Origin of the sequence: Marinoscillum sp. (genome assembly GCF_965229915.1) — a bacterium.
Classification (GTDB): Bacteria; Bacteroidota; Bacteroidia; order Cytophagales; family Cyclobacteriaceae; genus Marinoscillum.
Window position 1 is genome coordinate 480,052 of the sequence record NZ_CBDDJZ010000002.1, and the last position, 16,746, is coordinate 496,797.

General features: G+C 43.5%; 12 protein-coding genes. 4 read left to right on the forward strand and 8 right to left on the reverse strand.

Annotation, left to right across the window (positions count from 1 at the left end):
• Window positions 1–43 precede the first annotated feature (43 nt).
• Window positions 44–3,160 (forward strand): ATP-binding protein, encoded by a 3,117-nt coding sequence (locus ACO067_RS24145; RefSeq protein ID WP_421879595.1) that lies wholly within the window; start codon window positions 44–46, stop codon window positions 3,158–3,160.
• Entirely contained in the window at window positions 3,123–3,488 is a 366-nt protein-coding gene (locus ACO067_RS24150) for a response regulator (RefSeq protein ID WP_421879598.1), read from the forward strand. The genes ACO067_RS24145 and ACO067_RS24150 overlap by 38 nt, the downstream gene beginning before the upstream one ends.
• Here ACO067_RS24150 and ACO067_RS24155 read toward each other — a convergent pair whose 3' ends face one another.
• The 8 genes from ACO067_RS24155 to nhaD form a co-directional block, all read right to left on the reverse strand.
• Window positions 3,489–4,229, reverse strand: coding sequence for a LytR/AlgR family response regulator transcription factor (locus ACO067_RS24155; protein WP_421879601.1), 741 nt, complete (start codon window positions 4,227–4,229; stop codon window positions 3,489–3,491).
• On the reverse strand, window positions 4,226–5,233 hold the full coding sequence (locus ACO067_RS24160; RefSeq protein ID WP_421879604.1) for a sensor histidine kinase: 1,008 nt from the start codon (window positions 5,231–5,233) through the stop codon (window positions 4,226–4,228). Before ACO067_RS24160 ends, ACO067_RS24155 begins: the two co-directional genes overlap by 4 nt.
• A complete protein-coding gene (locus ACO067_RS24165; protein ID WP_421879607.1) occupies window positions 5,230–5,862 on the reverse strand; it encodes a hypothetical protein in 633 nt (210 codons plus the stop codon). Before ACO067_RS24165 ends, ACO067_RS24160 begins: the two co-directional genes overlap by 4 nt.
• A gap of 6 nt (window positions 5,863–5,868) precedes the next feature.
• Window positions 5,869–6,285 (reverse strand): DUF2141 domain-containing protein, encoded by a 417-nt coding sequence (locus ACO067_RS24170; RefSeq protein WP_421879609.1) that lies wholly within the window; start codon window positions 6,283–6,285, stop codon window positions 5,869–5,871.
• A gap of 15 nt (window positions 6,286–6,300) precedes the next feature.
• Window positions 6,301–8,445, reverse strand: coding sequence for a TonB-dependent receptor (locus tag ACO067_RS24175; RefSeq protein ID WP_421879612.1), 2,145 nt, complete (start codon window positions 8,443–8,445; stop codon window positions 6,301–6,303).
• Between the two features lie 191 nt (window positions 8,446–8,636).
• Complete coding sequence (locus ACO067_RS24180; RefSeq protein WP_421879615.1) at window positions 8,637–8,810, reverse strand: PID-CTERM protein-sorting domain-containing protein; 174 nt, start codon at window positions 8,808–8,810, stop codon at window positions 8,637–8,639.
• Between the two features lie 38 nt (window positions 8,811–8,848).
• On the reverse strand, window positions 8,849–11,662 hold the full coding sequence (locus ACO067_RS24185; protein WP_421879618.1) for a hypothetical protein: 2,814 nt from the start codon (window positions 11,660–11,662) through the stop codon (window positions 8,849–8,851).
• 147 nt (window positions 11,663–11,809) lie between these two features.
• The gene (nhaD, locus tag ACO067_RS24190; RefSeq protein ID WP_421879620.1) at window positions 11,810–13,084 is read right to left on the reverse strand and encodes a sodium:proton antiporter NhaD; all 1,275 of its coding nucleotides are present in this window, start codon (window positions 13,082–13,084) and stop codon (window positions 11,810–11,812) included.
• 269 nt (window positions 13,085–13,353) lie between these two features.
• Between nhaD and ACO067_RS24195 the strand changes: the two genes are divergently transcribed.
• Together ACO067_RS24195 and ACO067_RS24200 are read left to right on the forward strand one after the other, a co-directional pair.
• Window positions 13,354–15,162: an acyl-CoA dehydrogenase family protein gene (locus ACO067_RS24195; protein ID WP_421879623.1), complete on the forward strand. Its 1,809-nt coding sequence runs from the start codon at window positions 13,354–13,356 to the stop codon at window positions 15,160–15,162.
• Between the two features lie 125 nt (window positions 15,163–15,287).
• Complete coding sequence (locus ACO067_RS24200; RefSeq protein WP_421879626.1) at window positions 15,288–16,712, forward strand: TonB-dependent receptor; 1,425 nt, start codon at window positions 15,288–15,290, stop codon at window positions 16,710–16,712.
• Window positions 16,713–16,746 lie beyond the last annotated feature (34 nt).

Consider the following 16,746-nt stretch of genomic DNA (forward strand, 5'->3'; position numbering starts at 1 on the left):
AAATTCTATTGTGTTCAGGCCATCCACATGCAAGTCTATACTGTTGGCACTATTTGTCATCCAAAATCTCCTTGCTCAATCTCAGGACATATTCACCTACAACTACCGCTCCACGGACGGACTGGACACCGACATCATCAAGTGCATCTCTCAGGATAGCCTCGGATTCATTTGGATTGGTGCTGACGATGGTCTGTTTCGGTTTGATGGCATCAACTTCACCAGATACGCCGAAGGTGCCCCCAGCAACTTCTTCAAATACTTTCTGAATACATCCGATGGCCGACTGCTGGGTGTCCATGACATGGGAATCACCGTAATTAACCCGGACGTCAACCAACCAACTTTTGATGTATTGCTGGCGGGTAACCGAACACTGACTGATTCCGCACTTTGGTACCCCAAACATGCATATGAAGATCATAAAGGTTATTTGTGGATAGCCGAACCACAGTCTATAGTTCGGTACAAAGATGGCCAGTGGAAGCGCTATCATTTTGGTCCTCTGGATAATACGATTTCATTCGTTCGATCTTTTAATTTTTTTGAAACAGCAGACAAACGACTGATTGTAATTTCTAATTCCGGTAACTACTATCATTTCAATGAATCCGACGAAACCTTCCAGGCATTGGAAATCAACAAATCCGTGATAACCTATGACATCAAACGAATAGATGACATCACGCTACTAGCGACCGGAAGCGGTATTATGAAAGTAGAAATAACACAATCCCAGGTAATGATCACACCCACTCAGATGTCAGGGACGGACAGTGAAATGGAGTACAGACACATACAGCAGCTTTCACCTGGTCGGTTTGTTATAAGCGGAATTAATGACAATACGTCCATTGTAAATCTGGATGACTTCAGTGCGCAAAAGGTGGTTAATTCGGATATGTTTGTCAACCAGTCCTTTGTGGATGCAGAGGGCAACATCTGGCTAAGTACTCAAAAAGGGATTCAACTACTGACTCTACCAGAATTCAGAAAAACCCAACTCGACAAACCAAACAACTACCTGGAGGCACTCATCACCAGCAATGAAACCCCTTACATCTATGCGTTGAGGAGCACCAGCATTTGGCAAATTGATAAGTCCACTGAAAAGGGGAAGGAAATACTCATTGGAGATAAAAATGACTACTTTCTCAGTGGTGTCTACATCGACCAGCACTTGTTTGTGTCCTCAGGCTATCGGTTACTGAAAATCAAAGAAGATCGAATACTCGATGAGTTAAACCTCATGTCAGAAGGGCGCTATATTTTCGATATGGTCTATGACTCGCATTCAAATGCAATATGGATCAGTCAGGAATCATTTAAAGGTGTGAGAAAGGTCAATCCTAGGGATCTGAGCTATGAATCCTATAGCTTGGAAAAAGGGTTGGCAACAGAGATCTCTGGTATCAAAGTAACAAACAAAGGAGTCTACGCCTTATCCTCCAACCCTGACCATTACCTTTATTTCAAACCACATGATGCCGATGAATTCATCGACCTAAGTGTCAGATTCGAAGAGCCATACCGCATAGGACTGGCTGTGGACGATATTGCCAAGATAGATGAAGTGTTTTTGCTGGCGACTAATTATGGGTTGTTTGCTCTTCAGGAAGATTTTCTTTTCAAACTAGAAATCAACCTAAACTTCGAAAACAGTGCGGTAAGGGCACTCTTGCTAGAAGATAAACATTTGTGGATCGCTACTACTTCTGGCTTAATCAGGTACAACCTGGAAAACCATGACTATGCGCAGTATTCTGAAACCTCTGGCCTTCCGGTAAACACTGTAAATAAGGAGTGTCTCATTATCAATGGCAACAAGCTCTGGGTAGGCACTTCTCAGGGAGTGGCAGTGACAGACTATCAGCCCAATAGCACCCCTCAGAAAACGAAGCAACCCCTTGTCCTGAGTATCATTGCCAATGGTAAAACCCTCACCAATACAACACCCATAGAAGTGCCTTATGAGTCTTACATGACCATAAACATCTCTTCACTGCTCTTTCCTGCCAATGACGTGGAGTATAGCTACAAACTAAATGATCAATGGTCTGCTCCAAATTCCTCACCCGCTATTAACCTCAGCGAGTTAAGAGATGGAAAGTATGACTTGAAAGTACGAGCTAAAAAAGTCGGCAACTTCGGCTGGAGTGACTCTACCTTGATCTCCTTCAAAGTCAACCCTCCATTTTACAAGACAGTTCCCTTTTTCCTTGCTGTTATGCTGGTATTGGGTGTGGTGGTATTTGCCACCAGATACATGACCTCTCGCAGAGAAAAGCAAAGACAGCTCCTACTTACCATGCTGGTAGACGAGCGCACTCAGGAACTCAACAAAATGAAAGATCAGCTGGAAGTGATGGTGAGAGAGCGAACAGAAGAACTACAGAAAACCGTCACCCAGTTGCAAGAAACCCAAAACCAACTCATTCATGCAGAAAAAATGGCTTCACTGGGTGTTCTGACTGCTGGTATTGCACATGAAATCAATAACCCCGTCAACTACCTGCAAGGAGGCCTATACAGTCTTGAGTCCATTCTACATGACACAAATTCAGCCAAATCCAAGCAGGAATTAGATGAGGTAATAGAGCTGATGAAGCTAGGGATCACGCGAATAACCACGATCGTCAAAGGACTAAGCAGGTATAGTAGAGAAGGTGATCACTCCATGCAACCATGCAACATCCATGAGGTGATTCATAGCTGCCTGATTATCATGGAGCACGAATTGAAGGAACGAATCCAGGTAAATCTGCAATTACTCGCAGATGAATATGCTATTCTGGGTGATGAAGGCAACTTACATCAACTGCTCATCAACCTCATTTCCAATGCGGCTCAGGCTATAACCAATGAAGGTACGATCACCATTGCTACCGAAATTGAGAACAATCAACTTTTACTTACCGTATCAGATACTGGGTCAGGAATTGATGAGAAAGTCCTGGACAAAGTATTTGATCCGTTTTTCACAACCAAAGCCCCTGGAATAGGTACTGGATTGGGTTTGTTCATTTCTAAAAAAATCGTGACTGAACACCAGGGACAGATACATTTTCAATCAAAAAAGGGAAAAGGAACCACAGTTTTAGTTACATTTAATCTATTGCCTAATGGAAGTATTGTTGAAAAAGAAGGTTCTATACGTTGATGACGAGTATCCAAACCGCATTACCTTTCAGATCACTTATCGATCTGACCTGGAGGTAGTGCTGGCCCAATCTGCCGATGAAGCGCTGCAGATTTTGCAAGATCACAACGATATAGAAGTGGTCATTTCAGATCTACGTATGCCTGGCAAGAGTGGTCTTGACCTGGTGAAGGAAGCCAGAGATATCTATCCAGACATGAAACTATGTTTGCTCACCGGCTTTGAGATTACTCCTGAGATCCGTGAAGCCCTGGACTCCAACACACTAAATCACTATTTTCGTAAGCCTTTTGACCGATCAGAAATACTCAATGTGGTCAACAACTAGTTACCGATCCAGCCATTCCTTGAAGTCTGTCACCCGCTCTCTGGCCACTATGACCTGCTCATCATCAAAATGATCTACCCTGATCTCCAACCTGGAATTGGTATAAGCGATAATGTCTTTGATATAGTCGATGTGAATCAGGAATTTTCTACTGATTCGAAAGAAGTCCTGCCCTGATACCATCTCCTCTACTTTGTCCATTGTGTAATCCACCAGAAATCGCTTACCCTCCCTGGTAAACAGATAAGTACCTTTGTCCTGGCTATAGATGAGTTGTATATCCTTGGTGATCACCGATTTCAAGTGATCTCCTACTTTCACCACAAACCGCTCCTTACCGTTTGGTTTCAATGCCTGCATCAGTTCGGTCACATCCTTATCATCCTTCACTGAGTGTTTCTCAAACTTATCGATTGCTCGAGCCAGTTCTACCGGATCAATGGGCTTGAGTAGATAATCTACACTATTGGATTTGAATGCTTTTAAGGCATATTCGTCATAGGCAGTGGTGTAGATAATAGGCACATCAAATTTGATTTGATCAAATATGTCAAACGAATTCCCATCTGCCAGCTGTATATCCATAAACACCAGGTCCAACTTCAGCGCCGGCAGGGAAATTACCGCAGACTCTACCGAATCCAGAGTAAGTACACATTTGTAATCCGGCCTCAGGTTGGCAATCATTTCTTTCAAGCGATTGGAAGCTATTTTTTCATCTTCAAGTATCAGATACCTCATTCTTCTAAGTTCAAAATTGGAATGGTTACTTTAAACGTTTTTTCGTCCTGTTCTACTTTAATGGATTGATCTGAAAGGTAATTGTAGCGATCTCTCAGATTGTTCAATCCTATACCTGTAGAGTCTTTGGATAGTTTTTCCTGAATGTTATTGGACACCGTAATGGACTTCTCACCAATCATCACATTGACAGTCAGTGGTTTAGCCTCAGAAACTACGTTATGCTTAATAGCGTTCTCCAACAATAACTGTAGGGCAACCGGAGGCAACATTCCTTGTGCCTCTCCCATTACCTGCACGTTCAGGTTATCTCCAAATCGGATTTTTTGCAGGTAAGCGTAGTTATTGAAAAAGCGCAATTCATCCTCCATAGGGACTACCTCCTGGTCTCTTTTATCCAGCACGTAGCGATAAACGTCCGACATTTTCCGGATAAAATCCACCGCCTTGGACTGATCTTCATAGACCAGTCCGGACAATACATTCAGTGAGTTGAACAGGAAGTGGGGATTCACTTGATTACGCAATGATTCAAAACGCGTTTTCAATGTCTCGTTTTTAAGCTTCTCTTCGCGATATAAAGCATCTTTCCACTCCAGGTAAAACGCTCGACCATGCAGAAACATGGTAATAATCAAAGTGATCAAAATGGCCGTGAAGAAGTTACTAAACCCAAAATCCTGAATGGTTTCCATCGGTTCCTGACCGTAAAACCACCACACCGTGGACACCACAACCAGCCCAAAAGCGAGTATGGTGTAAAGCAACATGACCACTGTACCAAGCACTAGCCGATATATCGGTTGATCTACCCAACTCACTCGTTTGTCTATTAACTCCACCAGCCAGCCATTCCCTCTGCTAAGAACGATCCATACAATGATCGTAATGGCCATGCTTTTAAAGTTGAAGTCATTGAAGAAAAGAGCGAAAATCAGGCCCATAAGAGCCATTAACGCGATTTCCTTCAAATGACTTCCGAATTGTTTCTTGGTGTATCTCATTGATTGCAGTTAGCTAAAGCCGCCTTGGCGCTTCCCTTCCCCCAGTCTGGATTAATGGTTGGCTCATCGGGTTGTTTTTCAAATATATCATAAGCTTTCTGAACATTGGCACATGCCTCCTCAAAGCCTGTCCCAAAAAACTGAGCAGTTCCATATTGCATTTGTCCCATAAACAGTAGAGCTCTTGGATTCTGACTATCTAAAGCCAGGGCTTGTTGGTACAGCCCAAAGATGGTTGGGGACAACGTCTGGCCTCTAGTGGCTGGATCAACAGTAAGTCGCAGCATCTGTACAAACCCCTCCAAAGCTACGAGCTCAGCATTTTTATCAATCTTCTTAGCCTTTTGAATCAGCTCCAATGCGGAATTGAGGGTAGCTTCCTTGGTGTCTACATTGGGATCATTGCTCGCCATAAAACTCATGACCTGAGCCTGGTAGTAAAGAGGCAGCCATTGATCGGTTTCCTTTTGAGCGATACGTTCGAAATAGTTAATGGTGTTTTGATAATCTGTGACGGTATCAAGAGTGGCAATCATGTTTTTGCCTTTAAGAATAGCAGATTCAAATTTCGACTGGCCGAATGCCAATGAGATGGTCAATGCGGCGCAAATGGTAAGTACATGTCTCATGGTTTATTAGTTTAGTTTGATTTGTTGTTTGTTTTCATCATTGATTAAGGTGAATCGCGCTTCCTCATACTTTGCTGGTCCGAATCGGCTGGGAGCATTGTTAGAAAAAGCGTAGGGCTCTGATGGAATACCCATAAAATTGGCATCAAGCTTCCCATTATCATTCTGATCATGATATAAGGAAATGGCATATTCACCCAATGGCAGATCCTTGAAGGTGATCAGTACAGCTCCGGAGTCATAGATCACTGTATCTGCTTCATAATCAGCATCTTTCAAATAGCTGGACTCACCGTTAAACAGCGCAACCCGCATTTTGCCCTCCAATGTTTTGATGTTGGTTACCTCCACTGTCAGTTTGGCAGTTTGTGCCGTTAGAAGTGATCCGTAGATCAGGCATAGTAGTGTAATAATGGTTTTCATGATTTTCGTTTTTGATTAAAGATTTTCTATTTGTTTGTTGAATGCACCGATCGTAAGGAAGCAGCCTATGAATACGAAGCGTTTGGCTGGCAACCGAATAGCTTCTGATTGAAATGAACCAGCCTCATCTGGCGTATTGGCGTATCGATAGCCAAATACCTGGTCCTGTCCCAAAAGGTTGGTAGCAGAGAAATAAATGATCAGCTCGGGAGTAGGCAGATAAGCCATATTGAAACTCAAATCCTGGTAAACTCTGGTCCTACTTTCATTGAACCCTTCACGATTGGGGTTTTCATAAGGTCTTCCAGAGGTAACCGAGTAGGTGGCTCCAAGCTGTGATTTGATTGCTGGCACAAACTTTTTAATGACAAAAGAGGCATTGTGAGCAGTGGCAAACGAGGGTACAGACTTTGTTGGATAGTTTTGAAAGTAACGTTCGCTCTTTAAGTAAGAATAGGATACCCAATAATCCAGATTTCTGATACCTCCCCGATCTCTCCAAAAGAGGTCCACTCCATAGGCGTATCCCTCGCCATCGTTCGTGAATGATTCCGGTGTGTACTGGTCAGTAAAGCGTACCAAATGATCATAGTCCTTGAGATAAGTTTCTATTCTGAATACCTGATTTTCCTTAATTCGTTGGAAGTTAAGAATGTAGTGTTGCGCTCGCTCCTGCTTTAATTGATCCGTTACCAACAGGTAATCCTGATTTGGTTTCTGATAGAATTGACCACTAGCTAGTGAGAATTGACTGTACTCACTCAGCTGATAAGCCATGGAAAAGCGTGGTTCCAGCGTGGTGGATTTCAGTGCCGACTGATGTGACATCCGACCTCCATAGCGCAGCACCAGATTCTCAGATAAATAATGGTCCATCTCTGCATAGTATGCAGCATTGATGTTTTGAAACTCCTGATGAAGTGTATCCAATTCATTCTCAAGTTGCTGTTCCACAGACTCATAAAATACTTCCGTACCCGTATTTAGGATGAGCTTAGAAGTAAACTCATGGTTATACTTTGTTTTGAAATGGAAATTGAAGTCCGGGTTGGAAATGCCGTTTTCATTATACCCAACCTCATCCCTGTTCCATGCAGATGAAACACCAACGTAGAAATTGTCCGTCTCACCTACTGGCACATTGAGACTGGATGTAGCAAATGCATTAGTGTTTTGAATGCTGATATCGTTATAGCCATGAGCATTCAATTTGGTCTGTTCATGTAGATGAAAATCGGTCGTATTGATCATGCCCATCACTTTCCACATACCACCATTATCCAGCTTCTTTTTGTAAGCCATGGTGCCATCCCAGCTCACTGTACCATCTATCCATTTCACTCGTTGATCAATTGCTTGGTTGTATGGATTCAGGTTTAAATAACCGACTTTGGTATATATCGACTGATCATTCCATGAGCGTGTAACACCCGCATCCACACCCACAGACATCAGTGACAAATCAATTTTGTTTTCAGGGTCCACGTCCAGCGTATTCAAAATCAAGGCAGATGAAAGTGCCTGACCATACTCAGCAGAGTACCCACCAGTACTAAAAAAAGTGCCTTTGAACAGGAATGGTGAGAAGCGACTTCTGGTAGGAATGCCATTGGCTGAAGCTCCATAATAGTTGGCAGCCTCTACCCCATCAATGTAAATTCGGGTTTCATTGGCCGTGCCTCCTCTGACAAACAACCGACCAGATTCACCCACCTTCTGTGTGCCCGGAAGGGTATTGAGTGCACCCGTAATGTCCGCGGTGGCTCCGGCTGTAGTAGCAATATCCAGACTCTTCAGCACTACCGCTTTTTTCTTGTCACTGGCTTCAAAGGAACCAGCCGTGATGGTAACGGCTTCTATGCTGCTGAAAGCCTCCTTCAGCACGATTTGTATTCCTTCTGACTCACCAACATGAATCAACTGCTCAAATGGTTCATAACCTACAAAAGAAACCACCAGTCTCTGGTCGCCTTCCTCATAGGTCTCAAACCGGAAGTTGCCATCAAAATCAGAAGTGCCACCATCGTAGGTGTCTTTCAGGTAGACATTTGCTCCGATGAGTTCTTCTCCATTAGGGTCTGTGATGTGACCAGTCACCAGGCTTTGAGCCACAGAGAGGTTGACTAGTAGTAGGATTTGAATCAGAAAAATGTAACGCATGGTTTGGTTCGTTTTGGTTGACCCAAAAGTGAAACCCGTTGCTACATTTTTAAATAATCATTGACTGAACTGTAGAAGAAAGAGGATGAATTGTAAGTACGTGGTTCTTTATGTGAAAAAAGCACGTTTGAAGATGATCAAAAATCTACCAACGTGCCTTCCCTGTGACTCTAGCAATCTTTGAATATAAGCTACTTGTCTTTTTTTTCCTTTAATTTCTTGATTCCATAAGCCGCACCTCCGGCAAGTAATAAGCCGAGTCCTCCATCAATAGGAGTAGCTGGTGGTGCAGACGGCTGAGCCATCACAGCAGTGACGGATAGAATGGCACCTAGTACAAGAAGTGATTTATATAGAGTATTCATTAGTTGATTTGTTAAGTGAAAAAGTGCTTTTAGAGTTATTATTTCAATATGAACTTGGCAGATTCGCTACCTGCCTTGATCACGTATATTTTTTTGGTTTTTAGATTTGCTTGCAATGAAGCTCTCCCCTGAACAAAGGATAGGACGTCCTCATAGATTACTCTGCCATCGAGATCATATATGATTACGCATTCGCTATCAGAAGCTCCTGGGTAGTTCAGCGTGAGACGAGCAGGATTGCCAAAAACGGATATGCCACCGAACCGAGGTTCTGCATGCAAGAGTTCTTTAAATCCAAGAATTAATGTAAACCGATTGGTGCTCGCCAACTCATTGACAACTACCTCAATAGCCGAGTGCTGACTTAAACTATACACCTCATTGGTCAAATTATCTCTAAGATGAACGGATTGATCGCCAATACCCTCCATATCAGCAAGAGATAGGGAAAATAATCCGGGTTCGGCAACAGAAAACCCAAGATCAATTTCGATAGTCTGATCAGCATAGACTGGTAGAGACTGTATCGCCAGTTCATTTCCTTCCATCATGGAATACAAGGAAATGGACGGGTTCATTAGTTTGTTCACATCATATCCAAGTTCCCGACCTGCTGTAGCTCCTTCTCTAAACTTGATGAGCGTTTCATCGGTTGATTGACCATTAGAAAGTGCTACCCTCAACTGCTGTTTAGGCTGTGTTCTAAAAAAGCCACCTTCATCATTGGAATCAGCCACCTTCACCTGCATAGCTGGTGTGAACTGTACATCAGCACTTGTCAATGCCCGTACATAAAATCCCTGTCCAGATCGAATATAGCCATCAAAACTTGCCGTCGTGCCCGTACTTGCATCTCCATCAGCATCAAATGTCTGGTAGATGCCATCTCTGGTGCCATCTCCCAGATTGCTGCCTCCGTCATCCCAGAAATAGACCGCTCCATCTACTGCACCAAGTCCGGCTGGTCCATTATTGGCCACCCACTCTGAGTGTGATATAGAAGCTGCATATGGGTTACCTACCAGATTATAGTCATTCTCATCATCAGAATCATCACTATAGGTAAGTCCTATTGATACATCACCGCTGTTCAGCATGCCCTCGATTTCCATCACAGGGTCTACTTGATCATAGGCGACAAAATACCCTTGCCCCGGGTTGAGACTGGCTGATGTGTTGGAAGTCATGTTTTGATAGTTTGCTCCATCAAATGCATAGACCAGATTTGGTCCATCCAAAGAAGCTACCGTAGCATCGCTAAACGGCGAACTGATAATGTTGTATCCACCCGAATTAGCAGAACCATCTCCACCTAAGACATTTTTCTGAACAATGACTTGTCCGTCTCCAGAAGCCGTACCCATTAAGATCAAAGAACCTTCTGTACCTACAGTGAGGATTGCGTTGCTTTCCAGTTCAATATTATTGACAGAATGTGCTTCGCTTATGAACGGCTGATTGGTCACATCCGGTATGCTTACATTGTAGCTGCCCGTGGGTAGAACCTTATCTTCCCAGTTGTTCGCATTGTCCCAATCGGTACCTGAGTTACCTTTCCAGGTAATGAGCCCTTCAAAAATGTAGATCGCACCAGCATCTGTATCTGTATCAAAGGATTCACCCTGGGCACCTACCACCAGAAACCCCTCGTCCAAAGCCACTGAGGTCCCGAACTTATCCTGAGCCTCCCGGTCATAGGTCACTAGTTTCTCTTTTTCACTCCAAACTCCAGCGCTACTTCGCTTAAAAACATAAGCTGACCCGGCATTACCCTGAGTATCGGTTCCATCCGCCCATTCATCCTCCTGATGTGCTCCCACAACGGCATAGTCTCCAGATACAGTTACCGATATGCCAAACTGATCCAAATTATTCCGATCAGAAGCAACCAGCTTTTGTACCTCGCTCCAGTCACCATCGGCATCACGCTCAAACACATAAGCCGAGCCAGCATCTGATTTCGTATTGGACCCGGATTCATCCTCATCTTCTGCATAAGCACCGACGATTGCATAATCACCAGAAATATCTACGGACCCACCGAATGTATCGTCTGTACCTCCATCTGAGGCTACCAGCTTTTGCTTCTCAGTCCAGTTACCATCACCATCTCTTTCAAAAATGTAAGCCGCACCAGTATAACTCTCGTCAGCATATGCCGCCACGATGGCGTAATCTCCAGATATGGCTACAAATTCTCCAAATACGTCATCTTCGGAAGCATCACTGGCTTCCAGCTTGTCTACTTCAATCCAATCTCCATTAACATCTCTTTCGAAAATATAAGCGGCCCCAGCATAATTGTTAGTTCCATAGGCTCCAATAATCGCATAGTCACCAGATATATCTACTGATATCCCGAATTCATCATATTCTGAACGGTCAGATGCTACCAACTTCTGAGTTTCTGTCCATGTGCCATTAGCCTCACGTTCGTAGACATAAACTGCACCAGCCCCAGCAGTTAGATTAGCTCCGTCCTCATCCAACTCATGAAAACTGGCCCCCACAATTGCTGTACTTCCTGATATGGACGCTCCATAGCCAAAGTAATCATCTGTGGAACGATCAGATGCTACCAGCTTTTGAGCATAGCTCCAACCACTACTACTTCGTTCGAATATATAGGCCGAACCAGACTCTGCCAGAGTATTCCCTTCAGATACATCTTCATCTTCATACCCCGCTCCCACAATGATATAATCACCTGAAATACGCGAAACAAACCCGAAATAATCCTCTGTTTGACGGGATGGGGCTACTCCCTTTAAGGCTTGTTGATTAAAAAAAGTCTGTGAAAAACCTGTGTAAAAAAGCCCAAGTGTTGCTAATGTGAGTATTGATTTTCTCATATTGTATAGATTGGTTTACTCGAATCAAACTAGTATCTACAGCCAGTTCGATTCTTGTTCTGGTTATTTGATTCGAGTATATAAAGAGGAGTTTCCTATTAACCCTCCTTACCAATAGTAGCCAGTATGAGACTTGCTAAATCGCAACTAAAAAAGAATGAGCTGTAAATACCAGATACCTACAGCGCCAATGTATCCTAGCAGTGCCGGCAAACTGCCCTTTTTGACATAGTACTTCACTGAAAGCTCGGACACCTGACCCATTGCGGCAACTCCGGCAGCCGAACCAATCACAAGTATACTGCCCCCAGTACCTGCAGTAATAGCCAGCAACACCCAGTACTGATAGTGAATATCTCCCGGAAGCATATCGATCACAGCGGCAGTAAGAGGCACATTATCAAAAATAGAAGAGATCATTCCCAACAGAGAGTGGCCAAATATCAAGGCGGATTCATCAGTACCAGGGTTATTGCCAAAAATGAGGTGAGCAAACTGATCCAAAATACCATAAAAACTAAGCGCATTGACTGCTAACAGGATGCCTATGAAGAATATAATAGTTGACATGTCAATTGTCTTGATCACATTCACAATTTTATTGCTCTTCTTCTTCAGCTTACCGCGCTTCATGCGATAGTCAATCACAATTGCAGCAGTACCAAGCCCAAAAAGAATCCCAAAAAATGGTGGCAGATTGAGTAAGTTGACCAGGACAGCAAATCCGAAAGTCATAAACCCAAGTGCGATAATGTTCCATTGTAAAGGCAGCACATCCTCAGATCCTCTGCCTTCTCTGTTTTCCCGCACTATCTGTCGAGTGAGTAAATACTGTGGTACTACCCAGGCGACTAGAGCTGGCAACAAACCAGAATACAAAACCTGCCAGGCGGTGAATTTCTCGGCTAACCAAATCATAATGGTGGTCACATCACCTACAGGCGACATAGCTCCACCCGCATTGGCTGCGATGATGGTATTGATGGCAAAAATGTTGAAGTTCTCTTTTCTAAGGTAGAGATGCCTACCTACCTGAAGCATGACCAAAGTAGTGGTTAGGTTATCCAATACGGCAGAAGCACAAAAAGTGGTTGCTCCAAGTAGCCAGAAGAGTTTGGTATTAGAGATGTTGAGTTCGGACATCTTGTTTTCCAGCCAATTGAAAAATCTGAAATGTCCCATCATCTCCACAATGGTCATTGCCCCAATCAGAAAGACGATCAATTCGAAGATTTCAGCGGACCCCTCCACTAATGATTCGTGGATTTCCTCTTTACTTGTAGCGAATGCTACGATCATCCACATAGTAGTACCCGAAAAAAGGGCTATCCAGCTTTTGTTAATACCAAGAGAGTGTTCGAAGGCAATGGCTATAATGGCGTTTATAAATACCACCAGCAGCATAATAGAGATAGCGTCCATAGACAAAATTCATTTAATTGAGATGTTTGAAAATGTCTTTGGCCAGGTCGCCGCAAATGTAGTCACCCACCTGAATTGTGCACTGATAAACACCATTATTTTGACTGATTATTTACTTGTTTGAAGGATTCTCAAAATCGTCTATGGTCTATCCAGAAAATTTTACCATAATTATTGTATTTATTATGCATGCATAACATTTTTTTCTATATTTGAGATAGTATGCATGCATAACAAATTAACTCATTACATAAATCATTGAAGTAGAAATGGAATCAGTAGCACAAAAATCAGCTATCAAAGGCGGTGAATACATCGTCAGAGAAACCGAAGCTCACGAAATCTTTATCCCGGAAGAATTTTCAGAAGAACAGAAAATGATGGCAGCAGCCACGCAAGATTTCATTGATAAAGAGATCACCCCGAACGTGGATCGCATCGATAGCATGGAAGCAGGCTTGATGCCTTCACTAATGGAAAAGGCTGGAGAGCTTGGCCTATTGGGTATTTCGGTACCCGAAGAGTATGGAGGCATGGGCATGAGCTTCAACACTGGCATGCTCATGGCTGACATCATTGCCGCGTCTGGTTCGTTTTCTACGGCCTACGGAGCTCATACAGGTATAGGTACCCTCCCTATCCTTTACTATGGTACCGAAGAGCAGAAACAAAAATATTTACCAAAGTTAGCCTCAGGAGAATGGAAAGCTTGCTACTGTCTGACGGAGCCAGATGCTGGTTCGGATGCCAATTCTGGCAAGACCAAAGCCAAGCTTTCTGATGACGGAAAGCACTACATCATCAATGGGCAGAAAATGTGGATCTCCAATGCGGGATTCGCAGATCTGTTCATCGTCTTTGCCAAAATCGATGATGATAAGAACCTGACAGCCTTTATCGTAGAAAAAGAATATGGCGGCATCACCATGAACGACGAAGAGCGTAAACTAGGTATCAAAGGCTCCTCTACTCGCCAGGTATTCTTCAATGACTGCCAGGTACCTGTGGAAAACATGCTTTCCGAGCGTGAAAATGGGTTCAAGATTGCCGTAAATGTATTGAACGTAGGTCGAATCAAGCTGGGATGTGGTGTAATCAATGGATGTAAATCAATCGCATCACAGGCTACTAACTATGCCAATGAGCGTAAGCAATTTGGTGTTTCCATTTCTAGTTTTGGAGCCATCCAAACCAAACTAGCCAATATGGCTGCCAAGACCTATGCCATTGAATCTGCTTCTTACCGAGCAGGACAAAACATAGATGACCGGATTCAGTCATTGATTGAAGAAGGAATGGAGCCTAGCAAAGCCAAACTGAAAGCATTGGAGCAGTTCTCAATAGAATGTGCAATCATCAAGATTCACGGATCAGAAGCACTGGACTACTGCGTGGATGAAGGAGTGCAGGTATATGGTGGAATGGGATTCTCCGAAGAAGCGCCAATGGCCAGAGCATACAGAGATGCCAGGATCACTCGTATCTATGAAGGCACCAACGAGATCAATCGCATGTTGCTGGTAGGTATGATGTTTAAGCGTGCCATGAAAGGGGAAATTGACCTTCTGGGACCTGCAATGTCTGTAGCTAAAGAACTCACTTCTGTGCCTTCATTCGATATGCCTGATCTAAGCGAGCCAATGGCAGAGGAGAAAGACGTTTTGAAGAAACTGAAAAAGTCAGCATTGATGGTCGCTGGTAAAGCCGCTGAAACATTTGGACCAAAGCTGAATGACGAGCAGGAAATACTGATGCACATTGCGGACATGCTCATCGAGATCTACGCATTGGAGTCCAGTATTTTAAGAACCGAGAAGCTGATTGGCCTGTATGGGGAAGATGGTGCCAAGCTCTATGTAGATCTGACCAAACTGTACATGCACGAGGCTGTTCAAAAAATAAAGAATCATGGAGATGAGGCGGTGGCCTGCTTCACCGAAGGAGATGAACTAAAAGTAATGTTGATGGGAATGAAGCGATTCACCAAATTTAATCCTGTCAATACCAAGGAGCTTAGAAGATCAATTGCTGCGAAAATGGTAGCAGAAAATAAGTTTCCTTACAGTCTTTACAATTAATTACCTTTTACTGATTTCTGAAACAAAAGCCGGCCCTGCCGGCTTTTTTATTTATGCAGCTTATCCGTTTAATTTGACGTAGGTATGGCATAAATTTAACGTTCAAACGAAGGCAATCATCCTTAATGGAATCATTCAAAACACTCACCACCAAAGAAAAGGCACTTTCACTCAACCTTGATGACAAGATCTACGGAACCATCGCAGAGATTGGGGGTGGCCAGGAAGTAGCCGACTATTTCTTTAAAGCTGGAGCGGCATCTGGCACCATCGCCAAGACCATGTCTGCTTATGACATGACTTTTAGTGATGCCATCTATGGTAAGAGTGTCCGGTATGTCTGTGAAGACAAGCTGATGAAAATGCTCGATCGGGAGTACTCCCTGCTGGCCCAGCGATTGACCAATCGGGCGAAACGATCTCACTTTTTTGCTTTCGCTAACACGGTTGAGACTTTAAATTTCAAACGAACCAATCAGGGTCATGGCTGGATTGGATTGCGCTTTCAGAAGCACCCCAACTCTGATCCAAACGACTGTGTGATTCATGTGATTTTAAAAGATAATGATCCACTGTGGCAGCAGCAGGTCTTAGGTATGGTTGGTGTTAATCTGCTACATGCATGCTACAACTTTACTGAACCAGAAGAAATCCTCAATTCACTCACTGATAATATACACCGATCACGACTTGAGATCGATATGTTTCGAATAGAAGGACCGGACTTTCATCATGTGGACAACCGTCTGATGAGTTTGAAACTGGTAAAAAATGGCTTGACTCATGCAGCCATGTTCGGTCCGAAAGGCAATGTGCTTCAGCCTTCTGCGGCACTTTACAAGAAAAACATTTTTGTCTTACGAGGAAGATTTCGCCCGGTCACTCATGTAAACGTGGACATGATGATAACGGGTATGCGTGCTTTCCGCAAGGAATCGGATGTGGAGATCCAGAACATCACTCCTATTGTGGAGCTAACCCTCAACGACCTCACCCTCGAAGGCGAGGTAGATGAGACGGATTTCCTAGATCGCGTGGATTTGCTTTGCTCCCTGGGTCAGAACGTATTGATCTCCAATTACCAGGAGCACTATAAGTTGGCTAGCTACCTGTCACAATTTACCAGGCATCGCAAACTTGGTATCGTGCTTGGTTATTACAACCTGGTGAGGATATTTGATGAATCATACTACGAAAACCTCAATGGAGGAATATTAGAGTCATTCAGCAGACTGTTTGGCAGTAATGTCAAGTTGTTCATCTATCCAACCTACAAGACCAACTCAGAGCAGATCCAAACCTCCAAGACGTTCGAACCAGAACCGCATTTAAAGAACCTCTTCAACTACTTACTGGATAATGACAAGATCCAGGATATTGATGGAGCTAAAACAGAAAACCTGCACATCATCTCGGATGACGTATTGGAAATGATCCAACGAGGAGAAGTTGGCTGGGAAGAGTTTGTCCCTAATAAAGTAGCCGAAGCTATCAAAAACAATCACTTGTTTAGTTATCCCTATGAGGTTCCACTTGACAATGATGATTGATTAAAAAAACAGGCAACCCGAGATTGGGTCGCCC

Excerpts from the sequence above, each read along its gene's own strand:
- ACO067_RS24155 (WP_421879601.1), bottom strand. The coding sequence starts at position 4,229 with ATGAGGTATCTGATACTTGAAGATGAAAAAATAGCTTCCAATCGCTTG.
- ACO067_RS24175 (WP_421879612.1), bottom strand. The coding sequence starts at position 8,445 with ATGCGTTACATTTTTCTGATTCAAATCCTACTACTAGTCAACCTCTCT.
- ACO067_RS24150 (WP_421879598.1), top strand. The coding sequence starts at position 3,123 with ATGGAAGTATTGTTGAAAAAGAAGGTTCTATACGTTGATGACGAGTAT.
- nhaD (WP_421879620.1), bottom strand. The coding sequence starts at position 13,084 with ATGGACGCTATCTCTATTATGCTGCTGGTGGTATTTATAAACGCCATT.
- ACO067_RS24185 (WP_421879618.1), bottom strand. The coding sequence starts at position 11,662 with ATGAGAAAATCAATACTCACATTAGCAACACTTGGGCTTTTTTACACA.
- ACO067_RS24160 (WP_421879604.1), bottom strand. The coding sequence starts at position 5,233 with ATGAGATACACCAAGAAACAATTCGGAAGTCATTTGAAGGAAATCGCG.
- ACO067_RS24170 (WP_421879609.1), bottom strand. The coding sequence starts at position 6,285 with ATGAAAACCATTATTACACTACTATGCCTGATCTACGGATCACTTCTA.
- ACO067_RS24200 (WP_421879626.1), top strand. The coding sequence starts at position 15,288 with ATGGAATCATTCAAAACACTCACCACCAAAGAAAAGGCACTTTCACTC.
- ACO067_RS24195 (WP_421879623.1), top strand. The coding sequence starts at position 13,354 with ATGGAATCAGTAGCACAAAAATCAGCTATCAAAGGCGGTGAATACATC.
- ACO067_RS24180 (WP_421879615.1), bottom strand. The coding sequence starts at position 8,810 with ATGAATACTCTATATAAATCACTTCTTGTACTAGGTGCCATTCTATCC.
- ACO067_RS24165 (WP_421879607.1), bottom strand. The coding sequence starts at position 5,862 with ATGAGACATGTACTTACCATTTGCGCCGCATTGACCATCTCATTGGCA.